This window comes from Prosthecobacter sp. (genome assembly GCF_034366625.1).
Taxonomy (GTDB): domain Bacteria; phylum Verrucomicrobiota; class Verrucomicrobiia; order Verrucomicrobiales; family Verrucomicrobiaceae; genus Prosthecobacter.
In genome coordinates this window covers 1-21,885 of sequence record NZ_JAXMIH010000006.1, presented here as the reverse complement: position 1 = coordinate 21,885, position 21,885 = coordinate 1, and the positions used below count along the sequence as shown (strand labels likewise).

Annotated in this window: 18 protein-coding genes, 1 tRNA gene and 1 pseudogene; 13 read left to right on the top strand and 7 right to left on the bottom strand. The window is 58.3% G+C overall.

Translation table 11 applies throughout. The features are described 5' to 3' along the window. Position 1 precedes the first annotated feature (1 nt). Complete coding sequence (gene purT, locus U1A53_RS02925; RefSeq protein ID WP_322278872.1) at positions 2-1,183, bottom strand: formate-dependent phosphoribosylglycinamide formyltransferase; 1,182 nt, start codon at positions 1,181-1,183, stop codon at positions 2-4. 53 nt (positions 1,184-1,236) lie between these two features. Here purT and U1A53_RS02920 point away from each other — a divergent pair, with 53 nt between their 5' ends. Together U1A53_RS02920 and accD are read left to right on the top strand one after the other, a co-directional pair. Further along, positions 1,237-2,043, top strand: coding sequence for a ComF family protein (locus tag U1A53_RS02920; protein ID WP_322278870.1), 807 nt, complete (start codon positions 1,237-1,239; stop codon positions 2,041-2,043). Positions 2,044-2,186: 143 nt separating this feature from the next. Continuing rightward, a complete protein-coding gene (gene accD, locus U1A53_RS02915; RefSeq protein WP_322278869.1) occupies positions 2,187-3,032 on the top strand; it encodes an acetyl-CoA carboxylase, carboxyltransferase subunit beta in 846 nt (281 codons plus the stop codon). Between the two features lie 157 nt (positions 3,033-3,189). Here the strand turns inward: accD and U1A53_RS02910 are convergent, their stop codons facing one another. From U1A53_RS02910 to U1A53_RS02895, 4 genes are all read right to left on the bottom strand, one after another. Further along, positions 3,190-3,633, bottom strand: a complete 444-nt coding sequence (locus U1A53_RS02910; protein WP_322278868.1) for a hypothetical protein — start codon at positions 3,631-3,633, stop codon at positions 3,190-3,192. Positions 3,634-3,837: 204 nt separating this feature from the next. Further along, a complete protein-coding gene (locus tag U1A53_RS02905; RefSeq protein WP_322278867.1) occupies positions 3,838-4,485 on the bottom strand; it encodes a hypothetical protein in 648 nt (215 codons plus the stop codon). 225 nt (positions 4,486-4,710) lie between these two features. Continuing rightward, positions 4,711-5,157 carry a hypothetical protein gene (locus U1A53_RS02900; protein WP_322278866.1) on the bottom strand — a complete coding sequence of 149 codons (447 nt, stop codon included), beginning with the start codon at positions 5,155-5,157 and terminating at the stop codon, positions 4,711-4,713. Between the two features lie 316 nt (positions 5,158-5,473). Continuing rightward, entirely contained in the window at positions 5,474-5,896 is a 423-nt protein-coding gene (locus U1A53_RS02895; protein ID WP_322278864.1) for a hypothetical protein, read from the bottom strand. A gap of 297 nt (positions 5,897-6,193) precedes the next feature. Between U1A53_RS02895 and U1A53_RS02890 the strand changes: the two genes are divergently transcribed. From U1A53_RS02890 to U1A53_RS02840, 11 genes are all read left to right on the top strand, one after another. After that, the gene (locus tag U1A53_RS02890) at positions 6,194-8,959 is read left to right on the top strand and encodes a 2-oxoglutarate dehydrogenase E1 component (RefSeq protein WP_322278863.1); all 2,766 of its coding nucleotides are present in this window, start codon (positions 6,194-6,196) and stop codon (positions 8,957-8,959) included. 22 nt (positions 8,960-8,981) lie between these two features. Further along, the gene (gene sucB, locus U1A53_RS02885) at positions 8,982-10,067 is read left to right on the top strand and encodes a dihydrolipoyllysine-residue succinyltransferase (protein WP_322278862.1); all 1,086 of its coding nucleotides are present in this window, start codon (positions 8,982-8,984) and stop codon (positions 10,065-10,067) included. 105 nt (positions 10,068-10,172) lie between these two features. Next, positions 10,173-11,039: a DUF502 domain-containing protein gene (locus U1A53_RS02880; RefSeq protein ID WP_322278861.1), complete on the top strand. Its 867-nt coding sequence runs from the start codon at positions 10,173-10,175 to the stop codon at positions 11,037-11,039. A gap of 6 nt (positions 11,040-11,045) precedes the next feature. Continuing rightward, the gene (locus U1A53_RS02875) at positions 11,046-11,531 is read left to right on the top strand and encodes an 8-oxo-dGTP diphosphatase (protein WP_322278859.1); all 486 of its coding nucleotides are present in this window, start codon (positions 11,046-11,048) and stop codon (positions 11,529-11,531) included. 44 nt (positions 11,532-11,575) lie between these two features. After that, positions 11,576-13,030 carry a sulfatase-like hydrolase/transferase gene (locus tag U1A53_RS02870; protein ID WP_322278858.1) on the top strand — a complete coding sequence of 485 codons (1,455 nt, stop codon included), beginning with the start codon at positions 11,576-11,578 and terminating at the stop codon, positions 13,028-13,030. A 235-nt stretch (positions 13,031-13,265) separates the two neighbouring features. Beyond that, positions 13,266-13,336 (top strand) — tRNA-Gly (locus U1A53_RS02865). 45 nt (positions 13,337-13,381) lie between these two features. Beyond that, positions 13,382-13,942, top strand: a complete 561-nt coding sequence (locus U1A53_RS02860) for a hypothetical protein (RefSeq protein ID WP_322278857.1) — start codon at positions 13,382-13,384, stop codon at positions 13,940-13,942. Positions 13,943-14,000: 58 nt separating this feature from the next. Further along, positions 14,001-15,206: an outer membrane beta-barrel protein gene (locus U1A53_RS02855; RefSeq protein ID WP_322278856.1), complete on the top strand. Its 1,206-nt coding sequence runs from the start codon at positions 14,001-14,003 to the stop codon at positions 15,204-15,206. A gap of 122 nt (positions 15,207-15,328) precedes the next feature. After that, on the top strand, positions 15,329-17,527 hold the full coding sequence (locus U1A53_RS02850) for a polysaccharide biosynthesis tyrosine autokinase (RefSeq protein ID WP_322278855.1): 2,199 nt from the start codon (positions 15,329-15,331) through the stop codon (positions 17,525-17,527). Between the two features lie 25 nt (positions 17,528-17,552). Continuing rightward, positions 17,553-18,119: a polysaccharide biosynthesis/export family protein gene (locus U1A53_RS02845; protein WP_322278854.1), complete on the top strand. Its 567-nt coding sequence runs from the start codon at positions 17,553-17,555 to the stop codon at positions 18,117-18,119. After that, positions 18,116-18,712 (top strand): polysaccharide biosynthesis/export family protein, encoded by a 597-nt coding sequence (locus tag U1A53_RS02840; RefSeq protein ID WP_322278853.1) that lies wholly within the window; start codon positions 18,116-18,118, stop codon positions 18,710-18,712. The genes U1A53_RS02845 and U1A53_RS02840 overlap by 4 nt, the downstream gene beginning before the upstream one ends. 13 nt (positions 18,713-18,725) lie before the next feature. Here the strand turns inward: U1A53_RS02840 and U1A53_RS02835 are convergent, their stop codons facing one another. Then, a complete protein-coding gene (locus tag U1A53_RS02835) occupies positions 18,726-19,994 on the bottom strand; it encodes a GDSL-type esterase/lipase family protein (protein WP_322278852.1) in 1,269 nt (422 codons plus the stop codon). Between the two features lie 132 nt (positions 19,995-20,126). Then, a pseudogene (ilvD, locus tag U1A53_RS02830) lies at positions 20,127-21,842 on the bottom strand (dihydroxy-acid dehydratase). Positions 21,843-21,885 lie beyond the last annotated feature (43 nt).

The following is a 21,885-nucleotide window of genomic DNA, read 5'->3' as shown; positions in this document are numbered from 1 at the left end:
ATCACAGCCGGATTTGCATCGCTTTCGCCGCTCGGTGGGCCTTGGCGCGGGCTTCGTTGATGGTCTTGGCACGGGCGAGGGTCACGGCCATGCGGCGCTGGCCGCTGACGTTCGGTTTGCCGAAGAGGCGGATCTGGGTGTCGGGCTCGGCGAGGACTTTGTCGAGCTTGCCGAACTGAACCTGGGATGATTCACCCGCGACGAGCACAGCGCAGCTCGCGCTGGGGCCGTGCTGGTGGATGTTGGGAATGGGAAGACCGAGGATGGCGCGCACATGGAGCGCGAACTCGCTCAAGTCCTGCGAGATGAGCGTGACGAGGCCGGTGTCATGCGGACGCGGGGAGACTTCGCTGAAGATGACATGGTCGCCTTTGATGAACATCTCGACGCCGAAGAGCCCGCGGCCGCCGAGCGCCTCCGTGATCGCCCCGGCCATCTGTTCGGCGGCTTTGAGCGCTTTTTTGGACATCGGATGCGGCTGCCAGGACTCGCGGTAGTCGCCTTTGATCTGCGTGTGGCCCACGGGGGCGCAGAACGACGTGCCGCCGACGTGGCGCACGGTCAGCATGGTGATCTCGTAGTCGAACTCGACGAAGCCTTCGACGATGACTTTGCCCTTGCCCGCGCGTCCGCCTTCCTGGGCGTATTTCCAGGCCTTGGCGATGTCGCTCTTCTTTTTCACCACGCTCTGGCCCTTGCCGGAACTGCTCATGATCGGCTTCACGACGCAGGGCATGCCGATTTTTTCAATCGCCGCCCGGAACTCCTCTTCAGTGGCCGCAAACACATACGGCGAGGTCTTGAGGCCGAGTTCTTCAGCGGCAAGACGGCGAATGCCTTCACGGTTCATCGTGAGTTTGGCCGCACGGGCGGTGGGGACGACGCGATAGCCTTCCTGTTCCAGTTCCAGCAGCGTGTCGGTGGCGATGGCCTCGATCTCGGGGACGATGCAGTTGGGCTTTTCGACTTCCACGAGGCGGCGCAGCGCCTCGCCATCGAGCATCGAAACGATGTGGCTGCGGTGGGCCACCTGCATGGCCGGGGCGTTGGCATAACGGTCCACGGCGATCACCTCGCAGCCGAGGCGTTGCAGTTCGATGACGACTTCCTTGCCCAGCTCGCCGGAGCCGAGGAGCATGACTTTCGTTGCGGTGGAGGAGAGGGGGGTGCCGATGCGTGCCATGCGGGCAATTAGGCTCGCAGTTGGCTTGCTGCAAATCGCCATTAACTTCAGCCATGCCCTTTCCTGGCCCACCCGCCGAATCACGTCTGCAACGAATGTTGCAGACGGCGTGGGCGGCCGTGGTGGATCTGGTTTATCCGCGTTTGTGCAGCGTTTGCCGCATACCACTGCCGCAGGAGACACCGCGTTCTGGTGCACAGGCCTGGTTTTGCCGCAGTTGTGAGGAATCGCTGCCGCTGGTGGAGCCGCCTTACTGCAAGGTATGCGGCGAGGTGTATGACGGAGCTTTTACGAACGAGTTCCGCTGCATGAACTGTAGCGGGCGGAAATTGGAGTTTGAGTTCGCCGTGGCGGCCTGTCGTGCCGAGGAGGCGATGCGGGAGCTGATTCATCAGTTCAAGTATGACCGCCGCCTGCATCTGCGTGGGGCGCTGGCCACGCTGATGCTGCGGGTGCTGGAGGAGCCCCGGCTGGCGCGGGAAAATCTCGCGGATTGGCTGCTGGTGCCGGTGCCGCTGCATCGCAGCCGCGAGCTGGACCGGGAGTTCAACCAAAGCTGGGAGCTGTGCCAGCGGCTCTCGCAGTTGACCGGTATTCCTGCTGCGAAAGCGCTGGTGCGCGTCCGTGCGACCGAGACGCAGGCGAATCTGGATCGCGACGAGCGGCTGCGGAACCTGCGCGGGGCATTTGCTTTGCCCAAACCACGGCCTTGGCAGCGCCCAACCGACCTTCAGGGCCGCCGCATTCTCCTGGTGGACGATGTTTTCACCACGGGAGCGACGACCAGCGAGTGCGCCCGAATTTTGCGACGTGAGGGCGGGGTAGAAAAAGTGGTGGTCATCACCGCGGCACGCGGCTAGGATCGGCCCCGCGTCCGGCTCTCGCCGGGCCTGACAGTGCGAACGCCGGGTGGTTTTCCTTCCGGCAACTCCTGCGACATGCCACTCGGGGAGACGCTCTATCAGGTCCGTCATCGCAGGACGTCCACACCGATTGACCTACCATGGGATTTTTCAAAAAACGCTCTGTTGACGATTTAGGCGAGAAGAAACGCGACATGCCGGAAGGCCTCTGGACGAAGTGCCCCTCGTGCAACGAAAGCCTGTTTGAGCAGGCGCTCTCCAAAAACCTCCGCGTCTGCACGAACTGCGGCTATCATTTCACCATCGGCTCCGACGAGCGCATCGCCAGCCTGGTGGACGAGGGCAGCTTCGTCGAGATGGACAAGCATCTCGATTCTGTGAACGCCCTCGGCTTCAAAGGCTACCTCGACAAGGTGAAGGCCTACCAGGCCAAGACCGGGCTCACCGAGGCCGTCGTCACCGGCCACGCCACCATCGAGGGCATCGCCGTCCTGGTCGCCATCATGGACTTCCGCTTCCTCGGTGCCAGCATGGGCAGCGTCGTGGGGGAAAAAATCACCCGCGCCATCGAGGCCGCCACCGCCGAGCGCAAGCCGGTCATCGTCTTCTCCGCCTCCGGCGGCGCCCGCATGCACGAGGGCATCCTCAGCCTCATGCAGATGGCCAAGACCAGCGGTGCCCTCGCCCGCCACTCGGAAGCCCGCCTGCCCTACATCTCCGTGCTCACGCACCCGACCACCGGCGGCGTCACCGCCAGCTTCGCCACCCTCGGCGACATCATCATCGCCGAGCCGAAGTGCATGATCGGCTTCGCCGGACCGCGTGTGGTGAAGGAAACCACCCATGCCGACCTCCCTCCCGGCTTCCAGACCGCCGAGTTCATGATGCAGCACGGCCTCGTCGATATGATCGTGGACCGCAAGGACATGCGCCCCACGCTGGCGAAGGTGCTGCGCTACCTGGCCGGAGTGAAGGCAAGTGCCTGACGGCTTCGGGATCAACCGAGCCTGCATGCCGCTGCGGATGATCTCAGGTCATTCGGCCACGCCTCCAATGCTCAACCCGGCTGCTTGTGTTCTTCGCGATTTGGGTTGTCAGCCAGTTGCAGCCCGACCCCGTTTCCCCTATTGGTGGCGCGCGGGTTCATTTTTCATTTTTTGGTTCGATGAAAAAGTGTTTGGCACCATCAAATGGAAACTCTCTTTTTAAGAGCCCAGCGTCAGTCGCAACTACAGCACCATCTTTTTTAACACCAAGTATTCTTTTATAATATATATCTTGTGGATCAGACAACAACGCTGCCTTCTCGTCTTCTACGATCCATACTCGATTTTTTGGCCCTTGAATAGAAACCCAAAATCCGACCCTTTCTTGGTGGTGCGCTACCAGCTCATAAACTGCTTTATCTACTGGCACTTTTTCTTCGATACCTTTGCTCAAAATATGTTCGTTCACCTCTCGTAAGAGGGCGATTCTCACATTATCCAAGGCCGAGGCCTTCCGAACCGTGCTTCCACTTCCCCGACGCCCACAGTCGACAAATAGAGAACACATTGCAATGCCGGCCAATACAAGTGACGTCTTCATAGCTATTTCAGAGGGGAAACGGGGTCCGGGTGCAAATTCTTGACGGTGGGTTGATGTTCATAGCTCAGACGAAGCGGCGGTCATAACTTCATTTTCCCAAATTGGCTGGCACGTCCCGCGCTATTGGTTGGCTCGTGGGTTCATCTGCCATTGGTTGGCATCCGGTGACATCTGCCGCTTCCCGCTATTGGTTGGCGTACGGGTTCATTTTTCAGTTTGAATGAATAGATCTGCTCCGTTTTTTTCGAGCAACTCGATTGCTGATTTCATTTTTGCACCAATGTCAACATTCACAATAATGAAGCTAGCCTTGAGCACGATGACTTGCTGAGGATGTGCGTCGATCCACTCCTTCGGCAACCCAAGCGTATTTAGCGTGGGAAACTTTAGATGTATTTTCGCCATATCAATTTCGCGCTTCCTCCCGAAAAAAGCATCTGGATCACCTATCTCCAATCGCTCGGCTAATCCCATGATTGGCAAAACGTCGATTGTCGCTCCAGATGTGTTGGCAAAAATTGAGAGCGTGGCAAGAGGCAGGTGGGCTAGGGAGCTCAAAGCACCAGCTTTGACCTCTTCACATGAAATCCAGAGGAATAGTTCGTTGAGTTTCCTGAACGGCAACCCTTGAAGCACTACCCAATCGCTTCCAATGGGCAATGTGAGTGCAACGACTTGTAGTGAATAGACGGAATCGGCATCCAGCTTTGCGGACAAATCAGCGAGCGAGGTATGTGGTAGTACTCGCCGGTGTGGAGACATTACCACAATGCGTTTTTCATTCTCCGCAATGCATTCATTAGCGGTGCCCGAAAAAATGAGCAGCAATAAAAGAGAATATGTGTGTTTCAAGAACATCGCAAGCCTCCACTCAAGGAAACGGGGTGAAACGGGCCTGGGTGAAGTGTGTTTGTGGCAAAAAACCGCTGTTGATACAAGAAAAAAGAGGGCGCACGCCGCTGCGGATGATCTCAGATCATTCGGCCCCGCCTCCCATGGGGAACCCGGCCGCTTGCGTTCTTCTCGATTTGGTTTGTCAGCCAGTTGCACACCGACCCCGTTTTCCCATTTCCTTTTCTAAAACACATCCAGCACCACAAAGCATCGGCTTCCGGCCTTCACCGTGAACACTTCAGTCAGCAGGCCCTTGCCTTCGCCATTGCAGACCACGGCATTCTTCCAGTCCACCGGCGGCTGAATGCAGCCGTCCATCAGCGGGCGGATGCGCTCTGCAAAGAATCTGGCATGATTTTCATTCTCAAAGTCAACCGGATGAAAAGCCACACCTCCCTTGTCAGCATCCAGGATGTCTCCGGCCGCGCACTCAAAAACATGCCTGTTCTCCCGGAAATGCCCCGTCGAAAACAGCAGCCGGCAGTGATGAGCCTGCGAAATCACCCGGGCATCGATCAGGCGGCCCAAAGTGCGGCCCTCATGCCCCCGCATCACCCACAGCCACCACGTGCCCATGAGTAACAAAAACGCCACCAGGATTCGCGCCGCAGTTTTCCATCTGGAACTCATTTCAACCCATCATCCCGCTCCGCAGCGCATCCGTCAAGGCGGGTGCAAATTCTTGACAGTGGTCACGGTGCTCATGATTCGGAAGACGGCATGGCTGGGGGCTGCAAAGCACTCATGTTTCCGGCCATTCTGCCCAAACCAAGATGGGGTCGCAAGCACGTTGGATGGGGACTTGAAGACCCGCCACGCCCGCCATCCATGCCAAAGAGAATGGATGCCCGTCCCGCTTTCGCACCCTGACACCGGTTCGCTCGTCCTGCGCGGATGGGTTCGTCCAGGAGCCGATTTCCATCAGTCGATCCCGGCCCAACAGCCGTCATCCCGGCTTTGCGTGCCGCCAAATCGCGAATGGGTGGCGGCAAATCACGATTTCGTCCGGCCAAACATGGAGTTGGTGGCAGTAACCCCAGGAGTGGTAAACCAAGGGGAGGGAATCAGGAAAGAAATCCGATGACCCATTGGAAATCAAAGCGTTGAACCCCACACCCCTCCTCGGGTTGAGCTTTTCCCGACTCGGGAAAGGCTTTTCCGAGCGCGGATTGAGCGTTTCCGAACTCGGGTTGAGCTTCCCCGGACTCGGATCGAGGCTTTCCCAACGGCGGCTGAACTTTTCCTGACTCGGATCATGCAGGACCGAATCGGGGTCGAGTTTCCCCGGACTCGGGTTGGGCATTTCCGATCGCGGATCGAGTCTTTCCCAACGGTAGCCGACCTTTTCCGAATCGGGGTCGAACGTCACCGGACTCGGTCTGCATGTTTCCGAACGGTGGCCGACCTGTTCCGCGCCCGGGCCGGGCATTTCCGAACTCGGATTGAGCGTTTTCCGGCTCGGAAAAGGTTTTTTTGAGTTCGTATCGAGCTTCTCCGAGTTGGGATGGAGCGTTTCCGAGCTGGCGGGAGCGTGAGGCAGGCGGGGTGCGTTGCCCGCAAACGCGCCGTTGTTGGGGATGGCGGTTTACCCACGAAAAGAGCGGCAAATCCTGCCTTTCCGCATTTGCACTCGGAACGAAAGGGCGCATTCTCCACGCCCCCTATCATGAGTGCCACTTTGCCGTACCGCGCCAATGCGGATTTCCTTGAGTCCAAGTATGTGGACTGGAAAAAAGACCCTGGTTCCGTCGAACCGCTGTGGTCATCGTTTTTTGAAGGTTTTGAACTGGGCATGGCCCGTCTGGCCACGAAAGGCGCGGAGTCGGCCGCCGGGGCAGGCACACCGCTCTCCGAGAAGACGCTGAACTTCCGCATGCGTGTGTCGAACGCGCTGTATGCCTTCCGCGAACTCGGCCACACGGCCGCGCATCTCGACCCGCTGGACAAGGAAGGGCCGGAGATTCCCTCGCTCACGCTGGCGGGCCTCGGCTTCACGGCGGACGAGCTCGAAGAGGATGTGCAGACGCATCTGTTCCGCGGCGGGCAGCCGATGAAGCTCAAGACGATGCTGGCGGACCTGCAGCGCATTTATTGCGGACGCACGGGCTTCGAGTTCATGCACATCCACAACCCGGAGGTGCGCACCTGGCTGCTGGAGCGCATCGAAGGCCGCGATCTGGACGCCAAACCGGAGGCAAAGGCGCAGATCGACGCGCTGCGCTGGCTGCTGGAGGCGGAGACCTTTGAGCGCTTCCTGCACCGCCGCTTCGTCGGGCAGAAGCGTTTCTCGGTGGAAGGTGGGGAGTCGATGCTCGTGGCGCTGGAGACCATTCTCGAAGGCATGCCGGCCTACGGCGGCAAGGAAATCATCCTCGGCATGGCGCACCGCGGCCGTCTCAGCGTGCTGGCGAATTTCCTGCGCAAACCGCTGGAGTATCTCTTTTACGAGTTCAGCGAAAACTATGTGCCGAACATGGTCAGTGGCGATGGTGACGTGAAGTATCACCTGGGCTTTGAAACCGTGCGCCAGACCAGCGGCGGAGATTCCATCGGCGTGATGCTCGCGCCGAACCCGAGCCATCTGGAAGCGGTGGATCCCGTCGTCGAAGGCATGGCCCGTGCCCGCCAGCGCGCGCTGGGCGACACGAAGGACCGCAAAAAAGTCATCCCCGTGCTCATCCACGGTGACGCGGCCTTCGCCGGCCAGGGTCTCGTGGCGGAAGTGCTCAATCTCTCGCAGCTCCCCGGCTACCAGACCGGCGGCACGATCCACGTCATCGTGAACAACCAGATCGGCTTCACCACGATGCCGGAGGACGCCCGCAGCTCGCATTACTGCACCGACGTGGCGAAGATGATCGAGGCGCCTGTGCTCCATGTGAATGGCGACTGCCCGATGGAAGTCGTGCATGCGACGAAGCTCGCGCTCGAATTCCGCCAGACCTTTGGCCTGGATGTGATCCTCGACATCGTGTGCTACCGCCGACATGGCCACAACGAGACGGACGAGCCCGGCTTCACCCAGCCGAACATGGCCCGCTCCATCGCCGAGCATCCTTCCACCGCGACCTTGTTCCGTCTCGACCTCGCTTCGGCGGGTGTGCTTGACGAAGCCGGTTCCGCCGCGCTGCAGCGCGAGCTGGAAGACGAACTCGAACAGGGCATCACCACGCTCGCTGATCGTGACAAGCACGCCGATGGCGGCAATCCATTTGAAGGCAGCATGGCGATGCCGCAGGCGGCATATGACTACCATCCGGTGAAGACCGGCGTCGAACTCAAGGACCTGAAAAAAGTGGGCGAGCGTCTTCTGGAAGTGCCGGAGGGCTTCAATCTGCATCCCACCATCGCCAAACGCTTCCTCGCTGCCCGCAAGAAAGCATTGGAGGCTGGAGAAGGAATCGACTGGGCCTATGCCGAGTCCCTGGCCTTTGGCACGCTTCTCACCGAAGGCCATGGCGTCCGCCTCAGCGGCCAGGACGTGCGACGCGGCACCTTCAGCCAGCGCCACAGCGTGTTTTATGATTCGCAGACACGTGAGCGCCATATCCCGCTGAACAACCTGGCCGCCGAGCAAGGCCGCTACTGCGTGTACAACAGTCTTCTGTCCGAGGCCGCCGTGCTCGGTTTTGATTACGGCTACTCGCTGCTCACCAGCAATCTGCTCGTCTGCTGGGAAGCGCAGTTCGGCGACTTCGTGAACGGAGCGCAGGTCATCATCGACCAGTTCATCGCCAGCGCCGAAAGCAAATGGCAGCGCCCCTGTCACCTGACGCTTCTGCTGCCGCACGGTTACGAAGGCCAGGGCCCCGAGCACTCCAGCGCGCGGCTGGAACGCTTCCTGCAGCTCTGCGCCGGCGGTAACATGCAGGTCTGCAATTTCACCACGCCCGCGCAGTATTTCCATGCGCTGCGCCGCCAGCTCAAGCGCAGCACGCGCAAGCCGCTCGTCGTCATGACGCCCAAAAGCCTGCTGCGCCATCCGAAGTGCGTCTCCAAGCTCAGCGACATGGCCGAAGGCACCACCTTCAAGGAAGTGCTCGATGACGACCAGCTCCTCGCCCCGCCGGAACGCATCACGCGCCTGATCCTGTGCAGCGGCAAGGTCTATTATGATCTGCTTGAATTCCGCGCCGAGAACAAGATCAAGAACGCCGCCATCATCCGCATCGAGCAGCTTTACCCGCTGAACTACGAGATGCTGAAGGAGATCGTCGCCAAGTATCCGCGTGCGCAGAAAAAATGGATCTGGTGCCAGGAGGAGCCGCGCAACATGGGCGCCCACTACTACATCCGCCCGCGCCTCGAAGAGCTCTCCAACCACAAGCTCCGCTACGCTGGCCGCGAGCGCAGTTCCAGCCCCGCCGCCGGATCAAAGGCCATCCACACGCTCGAACAGGAAAACCTGGTCGAGGCCGCCTTCAACGCTTGATCATTTTCCAAAACACCCCGTCATGCCCTCCGACATCAAAATACCCGCACTCGGCGAATCCGTCGCCGGTGGTCAAATCGCCAAATGGCACTTCAAAGAAGGCGACTTCGTGAAAGTCGGCGACATCCTGCTCACGCTCGAAACAGACAAGGTCGCCGCTGAAGTGACCGCCGAGGCCAGCGGAGCGCTGCACATTGGCAAGCAACCGGGTGACGATGTGGAAGTCGGCGCGGTTGTGGGCCAGATCGATGAAAGCGTCGCCGCTCCTGCTGCCAAGGCGGTGGAAGCACCCAAGCCGGCACCAGAACCGAAGCCTGAGCCGAAACCGAGCAACGTCACCGAATTCAAGGTCGTGCCAAAGCCGGAACCAGCTCCCGCGCCGGCTGCGAAAGCGCCCGCTTCATCCGATGGCCGCGTGACGCGCAAGAAGATGACTCCGTTGCGCAAAAAGATCGCCGATCAGCTCGTCAGCGCGCAACGCACGGCTGCCATTTTGACGACCTTCAACGAATGCGACATGAGCAACGTCATGGCGCTGCGTTCCAAGCTGCAGGACAGCTTTGTCGCAAAAAATGGCATCAAACTCGGCTTCATGAGTTTCTTCATCAAAGCCGTTGTTGAAGCCCTCAAAGCCGTGCCGCAGATCAATGTGCGCTTGGAAGGTGATGAGATCGTGCAGCAGCACTATTACGACATTGGAGTCGCCGTCGGCACCGAGCGTGGTTTGATCGTGCCCGTGCTGCGTGATGCGGATCAGAAGAGCTTCGCTGATCTCGAAAAAGACATTCTCGGCTACGCCGCGAAGGCCAAGGAAGGCAAAATTCAGGTCAGTGACCTCACCGGCGGCGTTTTCACGATCTCCAATGGCGGCGTTTATGGCTCCCTGCTCAGCACACCGATCCTCAATCCGCCGCAAAGCGCGATTCTTGGCATGCACAGCATTCAGCAGCGCCCTGTGGCGGTGGATGGCCAGGTCGTTATCCGCCCGATGATGTATCTCGCTCTCAGCTACGACCACCGTGTCGTCGATGGCAAGGAGGCCGTCACTTTCCTCATCCGCGTGAAGGACTGCATCGAGAACCCGGCCAGAATGCTGGTGGGCGCGTAATTAGGCATGACCGCAGAATAATGCTGAACAAAGCGGTCACCGTGCGTTCTCATCCACGCACTGAAGCTTATTGACATGGCACTCGAAACACCCAGCCCAATTCCAATGCCCGAGGCACCTGCGCCAAAAGGCTGGGGCGTCTGGCTGCGCAACAAGTTCCTGGCCGGGCTCGCGCTGGCGCTGCCGTTGATCATCACCTTCTGGATTCTGTTCTCGATCTACGACCTGCTGCACGGCTGGAGCAAACCGCTGCTGGCCCAGGTGGTGAGCCTCGTCAACGAACTCTCCGAGGAAACAGTCTTGAACATCGAGGATCCGAAGCTCGAAAACGTCACCAACTTCATCGGCTTCCTGTTTTCGCTGCTGGCCATTCTGGGCCTCGGCTTCATGGCCACCAACGTCATCGGCGTCCACTTCGTCACCGTCGTTGATAAATTGCTGCTGCGCATCCCGCTGGTGGCGGTCATCTACAGGCCGCTCAAGCAGGTGATCGACGCCTTTCGCGGTCTCGGTGGCGCCAAGCAGAGCTTCAAGCGCGTCGTTTACATCGACTATCCCGTGCCCGGGATGCGCATGATCGGCTTTGCCACCGGCCAGTACTGCGATCCGCAGAACGGCAAGGCGATGACCTGCGTGCTGCTGCCCACCGCGCCCAGCCCGATGACGGGCTTTTTGCTCGTCGTTGACTCTGACAAGGTCAGCGATGCGCCGATCACCATCGAAGAGGCGATGAAGATGATCATCTCCGGCGGTCTGGTGGTGCCGCTTAATTCCGTGGTGCCGCTCAATCAAAAGCCTGTTGTCGCGCCTTTGCCGGAGTCTCTGCCAGTGCCCGAACCGGCGATGGATCTGCCCGCAGGCCTGCCGCGTGCGGAGGACTTCGACGCTGGAGACACCGAGATCCTCGCGCAGTCGATGGACATCAAGAGCGGCAAACGCTGGCTGCGCGCCCTGCCGTGGAAAAAACGCTGAACCACGGTGATCATCGACTGGCACAACTGGCAGCCCGGGGTTCGTGCGACGCTGATGTTCGTCATCGACGAGGCAAAGCGTGAAGTGCTGCTCATCCGCAAAAAACGCGGGCTCGGTGCCGGCAAGATCAACGGGCCCGGAGGCAAGATCGATCCCGGCGAAACTTCCACCGAATGCGCCGTTCGCGAAACACAGGAGGAACTCGGCGTCACCGCCCTGAACCCGGTTCACCATGGCGAGCTTTGGTTTCAGTTTGTCGATGGCCTGTGCATGCACGTCGATGTCTTCGTCGCCACCGAGCATGAAGGCGAGGCAATTGAAACTCCCGAGGCCGTGCCGCTCTGGACTTCGCTTGATGTCCTGCCTTTTGATCAAATGTGGGCCGATGACATTCACTGGCTCGCGCAGACGCTGGTGGAACGCCGCCGTTTCATGGGGCGCTTCGTGTTTGATGATGACACGATGCTTTCCCATGAAGTGAAGTGGCTTTGATTTTTTGATTTCAGAGCGACCGGGACCCTGGTTATCATCTGGTCATGAAATGTTTTTTGATCTGGGGCGGCTGTTTTTGGCTCTTAGTCACTTGTCATGCCGCCGCGGCCGGTGCGCCGAACATCGTGCTCGTGATGGCGGATGATCAAGGTTGGGGTGACATGGCTTACAACGGTCATCCGCATCTCAAGACGCCGAATTTTGATGCGATGGCAAAAGAGGGCATCCGATTTGACCAGTTTCACGCCGCGGCACCGGTTTGCTCACCGACGCGTGGAAGCGTGATGACAGGACGCACGCCAAATCGCTTCGGCTGCTTCTCCTGGGGGCATTCATTGCGGCCACAGGAGACCACGATCGCGGAGGCGCTGAAGACAGCGGGTTATGCGACGGGGCATTTCGGCAAATGGCACCTGGGTTCCGTGCAAAAAGCCAGTCCGGTCAGCCCTGGAGCCAGCGGATTCGATGAATGGGTTTCCTCTCCCAATTTTTTCGACCTTGATCCGGTGCTCAGCGTGGAGGGCAGGGCGGTGCCGTTCAAAGGCGACAGCTCCGACGTCACCGTGGAGGAAGCATTGAAATTCATCCGTCGCTGTGCGGGTCAGAAGCAGCGTTTTCTCGCCGTGGTCTGGTTTGGGTCGCCGCATGATCCGCATCAGGCTTTGGAAGCAGACAAGGCGCACTATGCGGGACTTCCCGAGAAACAGCAGAACTTCTATGGCGAGATCACGGCCATGGATCGCGCCTTTGGCAGATTGAGGACCGAGCTGCGTGAACTCGATCTGCGTGAAGACACACTGTTGTGGTATTGCAGCGACAATGGTGCATTGCCGAAGGTGGGATCTGCTGGTGGGCGTCGCGGTTTCAAAGGACAGATCTACGAGGGGGGCCTTGCAGTTCCCGCTTTGCTTGAATGGCCGGCTGCCTTTCGTGAACCCAAAGTCATCAAAGCCCCTTGTGTCACTTCCGACATCTATCCCACCGTACTTGGAATCACTGGAGTGGCCATAGAAAGGCAGCCGCTGTTGGATGGCATCGACCTCATGCCGCTACTGACAGGTCAGGAGCAGCAGCGCAGTCGTCCGATCGGTTTTTGGGAATCGGGCACCAAAGGCATTGGCACGCCTTCCAAGGCTTGGATGGACGAGCTTCTTGCCGCTCAATCCCGGGGTGAGGAGCCCAACGATCCAGCACGTGTCCGCCCAGATGCTGGGAAAATCGGCGATCCTGTCCCGCTGAACACTTTTCCCGGCCATGCCGCCTGGCTTGATTGGCCTTGGAAACTGCACCGTATCGAGAACAAGCAGACTCATGAACTGAGTTGGGAACTCTACAACCTTGCGAATGACCCCGACGAAAGCACCGTTCTTTTGGCTGAGCAGCCGGAGCGGGTGCCTGAAATGCAGAAAAGCCTCGAAGATTGGCTCGAAAACGTGGTTCGGAGCCTGAATGGCGAGGATTATGAGCCTGTCAAAGCTACAGTGAAGCAGCTTAAGTAATTACAAATGAATGGCATACGAAGAGGGGGCGCGTGAATGGGTTCGGAAAATCCCCTCATGACGACACTTGCCAGCTCGCTCAGGCGTGCTAATTAACCAGATAGAGTTAAAAAGCGAAGGATCTGAAAATTCCGAGTTCTGAATCCATCAGTCATTCTGAAATTTCAAAAACTTCCTGTTAATTCTAAAAATATCTTGCGGCAGCAGGATGTTACGTGTTACTATAACATTAATTGCGGGTATAGCTTAATGGTAAAGTTCCAGCCTTCCACGCTGGCCATGTGGGTTCGATTCCCACTACCCGCTCTGAGAACACGTTCATTCCTGTAAATCTAAAATTCAAAGCCGCTTATGAAAGCTGTATTCATTTCTCGCATTGCGAGTGCTTTTACCTGCATGTTTATGCTTGCCTTTGCCCCCGTTGGCACGGCGCAATCAACGGGCAACTGCACGGAAATCTCCAACGACGTCCGGGTCGCTGTCGAAAAAGACCCCTCCAAGGTCCTAATGGTCGTCGAAGACGCTCTTGTTATTAACGAAGGCTGCGCGGCTGACATCGTGAAAGCGGCAATCACTGCCTCCAAGGCAGATGCGACGCTTGCGGGTCAGATCGTTCAAACCGCTGTTTCAGTGGCACCCAAAATGGCTGCGGTTATCAACGAGGCTGCAATCTCGGTGGTTCCAGGACTGGCAGCCGTGGCTCCTGTCGATGAGGTTGTGCGTCCAGTGACTGTCGCGGACAAAAACCCAAGCAAAAATCCTGTTATTCCGGTTCAGGAAGAGGATTTCTTCATCCCGGCCAGCATCCGAGGTGTGTACCTCATCCAGCCACCTTCCTCTGGTCCGCTTCCGTGTGATCCCACCTACCGCTGCTGCTGTGATCCGGTGTCGCCGGCTGCAGCCACTCCATGACGAAACTGCGGGGTAATTCCTCCACTGTTCCTCATACCCACCGCCGATCTTCACCACCATGAACTTCCGATTTGCAATGCTGATTCTGGCAGCCGCTGTGCTCAGCCCTGCCGCACTTAGGGGCCAGGGGTTGGTGGCGATTCAGAACTACTCGGCGGATTTCAAGACTGAACAGCCGCTCACATTTTCATTCACAGGGCAGGGTGGATATGACTTCCTCAAATACAGAGTGAATTCTCCGCTCGTGCAAGACATTGAGTCTTGGTATGTGCAGGGTGGCGTGGGAGCGGCTTATACGAATCCTGACCGCACGACACCTTGGAGTTTTAATCTCGACACCAGTGTCATCCATTACATTGACGGCGTGCCACGCTTTGGCGGCACATTTTACAATGCCCGTGGAACCTTCAATTTTGAGCACCGGTTCTCTGAGCGTCTCAAGATCAGCAATAACTTCTATGCCACCTACGGCGTGGATCCTGGCACGGCTTTTGGGTATGGTGCGTCCACGACGCTTTGGAACGGACAGTACCTGTATGGCTACAACAATTTCAACGTCAGCTATGCTTGGTCTCCACGCCTCTCCACCACAACCTCGTATACGCTTGATGGCATCGGCTACCAGGACGATTTGGTGGCCGATCCTGAGGATCGCTACACGCATCTGTTCGCCCAGCAGTTCGCTTATGCTATTTCCAAACGCACGAGTCTGACGGCGGAATATCGCTATCGCATGGCCACTTATGCCACGCGAGCGGACAAGAACTACACCTCCCAGTTTGCCTTGCTCGGAGTCGATCACGCCTGGAGTGAGCGCATGTCTGGGTCAGTGCGTGGTGGTGCTGAGTTCTACGATTCAGACCGCGTGAGCAAGACGGCTCCTTATGCAGAAGCCGCCCTCAATTACGCGGTTGCACGACAGACCATGGTGCGCTGGTTTGCGGCGCTTGGCTTCAATGGGGCCGAACTCGCCGCCTTCAACAGCCGCTATGGCTTGAACACGGGTCTTCAGATAAGCCACTACTTCACCAAGCGGCTTAGTGCCAACGCAAGCGCATCCTACGCGTTCAGCCAGTTCGACAACGGCACCACCGGAACAGACGTGAACGAACACTCTGCGCTGCTCTCCACTGGGATTGGCTATCAACTCCTCGAAAACCTCAATCTGAACGCCAACTACTCCTTCTCCACGCTACAGTCGGACGACGCGTTGCGTGAATTTGACCGCCATCGCGTCTCACTCGGCGCCACGGCCACTTTCTAAGTCCCCCCAACAGCCAGACACCCAATCCGCCGGCGGGCAGTTTCGGACACCACGAATCTCCCGCTGGCGGCATTTCCAGACCACTTTCTTAACCTCTCCAAACTACTTTCACCCAAGCAGGCATGAACGAGTCAGGCACAGAACTGCAAAAGCATGCGATGGACACCTGGCAGGTGGTCAAAAATCGGTTTGGACTCATCTCGCTTTCCTTCCTCCTCATTTTTGCTGCTGCCGCAGTGCTCACTTACATCATGCCGCGCAAGTATCGCGGACATGTCGAGATGACCATCGAGCGCATCACGCAGGATATCAATGTGTTCGACAAAAACCGTGGAGACAGTCTTGCCTTCACCCAAGAATATATCAAAACGCAGTTTGAGACGATCACCAAGCCCACCACGCTCTATCCGGTTATCGAAAAACTCGAACTCGCCAAGCGCTGGGAGCTGCCCAACCGCCAGGCCGCGCTGGCCCGTCTGCGCGCCAACCTTGAGACGCAGTCCATGCTGCGTTCGGACTTTGTTATTATTGATTATTACGACCAGGATTCTCAACTCGCGGCCACCATTGCCAATGAAATTGCTAAAAGTTACATGGCGCAGCGCAACAACATCGAGGGCGAAAAAAAGCAGAAAGCTCTCACGGTTCTTCAGCAGCAAATCTCTGATCAGGAAGATCTGCGACGTCAGGCCCAGTTGCGCTCACAAGAAGCCAAGCGCAAAGCCGGCATCGTCGGCGATTGGATCGTCGGCGGCGGCAGTTCGCTCAATCCAGGCAGCGACATTCGCACCTCGGAAGAAAACATGCAGATGTCACGCGAGCAATTGCTCATGCAGTCTGATCAGGACATCCTCACCTTGCAGACCGAGATCGACCAGATTGCCAATCTCAGCTCCGATGATCTGATTGCCCAGGCTTCCGGCCTCAAACTGGAGAATCAAAACATCGCGACGATGACCTCGAAGCTCCAGGAACTGCAAGTGGCCCGTGAGGGGCTGATCAACGAGGGCCGTGGTCGCATGCATCCCCAAGTGCTCAGCGTGGACAGCCAGGTCACCCAATACAAGGCTCTCATTCTAGGAGCGGCCAAGGCGCACGTCGCGGGGCTCCAAAACCGGCTCGATGGTGCCAAAAAGAAGCGCCAGTCGCTCCAGACCTACAACGACGACGCCAAAGAGGAGATCATGAACATGCAGTCGCTCTACAACGAGTACAAGACTGCCAAGGACGAGGTCACTTATCTCGAAGACCTGCTCGTCAAGATGCGCTCGCGCTTCTTCGAGGAAAAGGCGGGCATCGAACTCGTGAAATCCCCTGCCACCATCTACTCAGAGGCGGAACCCGAGGGAAAACCCGCCAAGCCGAATGTGCCGCTGCACCTCGCGCTGGGTGGAGTGCTTGGTCTCATGTTCGGCCTCGGTCTCGCCTTCTTCCTCGAGTACATGGACACCACGGTGAAGAATCTTGATGATGTCGAGCGCTTCCTCGGCGTTCCCGTGCTTGCCGTGGTGCCAAAGGGGGTCGGTGTGCTGCATCGTTCCAGTGGCTTCAATCCCGATGCCGAGGCCTACCGGATTCTGCGCACGAACATCGAATTCAACCGCAAGTCAGCCGACGCCAACTGCCTCAGCGTCGTCAGTGGCGGGGCAGGGGAGGGGAAATCCACCACCATGGTGAATCTCGCCTACGTCTGCGCCCAAGGCGGCTACAATGTCCTGCTCATTGATGCCGATCTGCGCCGCCCCAGCATGCACACGTATTTCGATGTCAGCCATGCCACCGGCCTTACGAATTACCTCACCACCGACATCCGCCTCGAAGATGTCGTTATTCGCACCCAAGTCGAAAACTTGTTCTTTCTTCCCAGTGGCCTGTTGCCCGCCGACAGCGCTGGTCTGCTCAACTCCCAGCGCATGGTCGATCTCATCGCCGATGTGAAAAGCCGCTTCGACCTCGTTTTGATCGACTCGCCGCCCATCCTCGGTGTTAGCGACGCCTCCGTGCTCGCCAACATGGCCGACATGACCATGATCGTTGTACAGCACCGCAAGCTGCCTCGCCATATGCTCATGCGCGTCAAACAGAGTGTCGAAAACGTCGGCGGCAAGGTCATCGGTGTCGTCCTCAACAACGTCGATCTCCGCAGCGACGCCCAATACCAGTACTACACCAGCTACTACACTTACTACTCGCCTACCAACACCCCTGGCAGCGGCCAGAGCGGCAAGTCACGTCGCCGCAAGATCCGCACCGAAACCACCGCTCCCGCTCTGGGCACTCCACAGCCGCTCGCGCGTTTGGATGGCGACGATGTTTTTTAGACCCTCCTCAATCACCACCACCGTTATGAAAACACACCTTTTCTCCTGCATCCTCGCCGCATGCGCATTCGTGTTGGCTCCGGCACACGCCCAGAACGGCGAACTCGCCCTCAAGGCCAACGACCGCGTGACCATCTCCATCGGCGGTATTCCCGACAACGAAGTGCCGCAGATCAGCAAGGTGTACACCATCAGCGACAGCGGCACCGTCAATCTCCTCCATATCGGCGAAGTTCGTGCCGCCGGTCTCAAGCCCTCCACGCTTCAGCGCACCATCGAGCAGACCTACGTTGCCCGCGAAATATACACACGTCCCACTGTCACTGTCTCCACCGATGACAGCGCGGCCACCGCCCGCATGGTCTATGTCATCAGCGGCTGTGGCAAGAACGGTCCCATTCCGTGGAATTCCGGCATGACCATCCTCAAGGCCGTCGGCGCCGCAGGCGGTTTCACCCCCTTCGCCAAGCCCAGCAAGACCAAACTCATCCGCGACGGCGTCACTACCGAGGTCAATCTCAAGGACATCAGCGCCAATCCAGCGCGTGACATCAAGCTCCAGCCCGAAGATCAGATTATCGTGCCGGAGTGATTTTGATTACAACCAATGATACGGCAATGAACACGCGACTTCTCCTTTGCATTCTTGCTGCCTCTACGCTTGTGCTGAATTCTGTTCAGGGACAGAACAGCGAACTCGCGCTCAAATCTGGTGATCGGATCGCCCTCTCCATCGGCAGGATTCCCGACGCTGACGTCACCCAGATCAGCAAGGTGTACAGCGTCAGTGATGGTGGCACCATCAATCTGGTGCATATCGGCGAGGTTCGAGCCGCTGGTCTCAAGCCTTCCGTGCTTCAACGTGCCATTGAGCAAGCCTACATCGAGCGCGAAGTTTACACGCGTCCTACCGTCACCATTTCGATTGATGGTGGCGAGGCTCCGTCCCGAATGGTCTATGTCGTCAGCGGCTGTAAACAGAACGGCCCGGTGCCTTACAACTCTGGTATGACCATTATGAAAGCCGTGAGTGTAGCGAAAGGTTTCTCTGACTTTGCCCACCCCAGCCGCACCAAACTGATTCGCGACGGTGTCACCACCGAGGTCAACCTCAAGGACATCAGCGCCAATCCAGCGCGCGACATCAAGCTCCAGCCCGAAGATCAGATCATCGTGCCGGAGTGAGGCCATGGCAGCATCACTTCACTGCCTTCAGGCGGACAAAGCCCCGGTTGATGAAGGCGGCGTTCACCGTGATAGTTCCATCGGGATTCGTCATGGTTTGAGCGGCGGGTACGTCGGTCCATGTGGCCAGATCGGGGGATGATTGAGCTTTCAGGCTGCCCCATTCGGTGAACACCACCCGCGGACGGTAGGTTAGGGTCAATGCGCCGCTTTGCATGACCGGCTGAGGCAGGTTTGCGGTGTCAGCGTGGTCAGCGGCGAACCCTTCGAGCGCGAATTCCAATAAATTAGGCACACCATCGCCATCAGAATCGTCATGGAAGGCACCGGTAGATCCTTGCGAGATCATCCACTCGTTGAAAGGGATGTTGGGATCGAGCCCCAGTACGTTCGTGATGATGTAGTCGTCATCCAGCGGCGAAATCGGTGTGCTAGGATACTTGGAATTGAAGGCTTCCACGATCAACTGCGCGATCTTCGTGTGCGCACAGGTGTTGGGATGAAAGCCGTCGCCGCTAAAGGCATAACGCGTGCCGGCATCCGCATCCGCCACACGATAAAACTCGATGCCCTTGATGCGGAAGGGCTGTGTGATCAGCGCCTTCGTGAATTCATACACACCTGGCGCGAAACCGATGCCCTGTGACTGTGCGTAGCTGGCGAGGCTGGCATTCAGCGCATCCATGGCAGTAGAGACGCGTGCGGTCTTCACAACATCAGTCGGGTAGCCTTGCTGGATCTTCGGCGTGCAACCGACATGCGGTATGCTCACGAGCATAATGGGAACTGTGGCATTCAGGTCACGTACCCAGCCCACGAGCCATTGCAGATTGCTCAGCGTCGGGTTCGTTACCTCGGGACCGACGAGTCCGTTGTAAAGGTTCGCGTAATAGCTGTCGGCATCATTGCCACCGGCAAAGATGACCACGCGTTCCACATCATAGCGGATGTGGTTTTTCAGCGAGTTGACCCACCACTGGTTGAAGAAATTGGTGAGGATGGATTTGATCTCGCCAGTCGTCGCTCCGGGCAAGGCCCAGTTATGAGCATGGCCGGTGGCGCGCGCATCGGCATAGACATCCCACGTTCCGGTGTCGAACCAGTCCGTGCGGTGCTGATGCAGGATTTCAATCCAATTCCGCGCCTGCCAGGCAGCCGGATTCTGCGGATACAAGCCCGGAAATTCCGCCTCATACTCCTTTGTCAGGCTGTCCCCGAGCACGAGGCACTGCTCCGCCTGAATCGGGCGGAGCAGGAGCAGCAGACAAAACAGGACACGCATGGCATACTTCAGACGCAGGACGCGTCGGAAAGTTCAAGGAGATGAAGGCCAATTCATCAGCGCGTGATCAAGGAGGTCCATGACACACCTTTTGACCACTTCTTGAAGATCATTTGACGCCTTGGAGCTGCCTTACAGTCCCAAGTCCGTCACCGCCCCGTGACTCGCATTGCTCGTGAGCTTGGCATACTTCGCCAGCACACCACGCGTGTAGCGTGGTTTTGGCTGCTTCCATTTGGCAAGGCGCTCTTTGAGTTCCGCAGCAGGAATGCCGAGCGTGATCTGGCGCTTCTCGGCGTCGATGGTGATGGCGTCGCCATTCTTGATGACCGCAATCGGGCCGCCGACGAAGGCCTCTGGCGTGACATGGCCGACGACGAAACCGTGGCTGCCGCCGCTGAAGCGTCCGTCGGTGATCAGCGCCACGTCTTTGCCCAATCCCTTGCCCATGATGGCGCTGGTCGGCGAGAGCATCTCACGCATGCCGGGGCCGCCTTTTGGTCCTTCCATGCGGATGACGATGACGTGACCTTTTTTGACCTTGCCGTGCAGGATGGCCTGCAGCGCGGTCTCCTCGGACTCGAACACGATGGCCTTGCCGGTGAACTTGAGGCCTTCCTTGCCGCTGATCTTGCCCACGGCACCTTCGGGGCAGAGATTGCCCCTGAAGATGACAAGGTGGCTGTCCTTCTTGAGCGGATTGCTCAGCGGACGCACGATCTGCTGATCTTTCGGCCACACGATTTTGGAGTTATTGACGTTCTCCTTCATCGTTTTGCCGGTGACGGTGAGGCAGTCGCCGTGCATGAGACCTTCCGCGACCAGCATGCGCATCAGCGGCACGGTGCCGCCGATTTTGACGAGGTCGTTCATCAGATATTTGCCGCTTGGTTTGAGGTCCGCGAGCACGGGCGTTTTCTTGCCGATGCGGGTAAAGTCCTCGATGCCCAGCTTCACTCCCGCGCTGTGCGCCATCGCCATGAGGTGCAGCACGGCGTTCGTCGAACCGCCGAGGGTGATGATGAGTGTGATGGCATTTTCGAAGGCCTCCTTCGTCATGATGTGGCGTGGTGTGATGCCTTTTTTGATCATGTTCACCACGGCGGCGCCGGCATCGAAGCAGTCCATGAGTTTTTCGTTCGACACGGCGGCTTGCGCACCGCTGTTCGGCAGAGACATGCCGAGCGCTTCGATGGCGCTGGCCATCGTGTTGGCGGTGTACATGCCGCCGCAGCTTCCCTCGCCGGGAATGGAGTGCTCTTCGATGTCCACGAGCTGTTTGTTGGTGATCTGACAGTTGGCGTGTTTGCCGACCGCTTCAAACACCGTGACGATGTCCGCGTCTTTCTTCTCCAAACCAACGCATCCTGGCAAAATGGTGCCGCCATAGACAAAGACGCTCGGACGGTTCAAACGCGCCATCGCCATCAGGCAGCCGGGCATGTTCTTGTCACAACCGCCGATGGCGACAAACCCGTCCATGCCCTCGCAGCCAACCACCGTCTCAATCGAGTCCGCGATGACCTCGCGCGACACGAGCGAGTACTTCATGCCCTCCGTGCCCATCGAGATGCCGTCGGAAATGGTGATGGTGTTGAAAATGATGCTCTTGCCGCCTGCGGCGTCCGCACCCTTGGCGGCCTCTTTGGCGAGACGGTCGATGTGCATGTTGCACGGCGTCACCATGCTCCACAGGCTGGCGATGCCGATCTGCGACTTCTTGAAGTCCTAGCGCTTGAAGCCCACGGCTTGCAGCATGGCGCGGCTTGGCGCGCGTTCCACGCCATCAACGACGATGGCGCTGTGTTTGCGGTGCAGGCTGGGCTTGGCGGCGGTTTTCTTGGACATGGCGTGGTGTTGTGGGGGGCGCGCAAAGTGGCGGGCGCGCCCA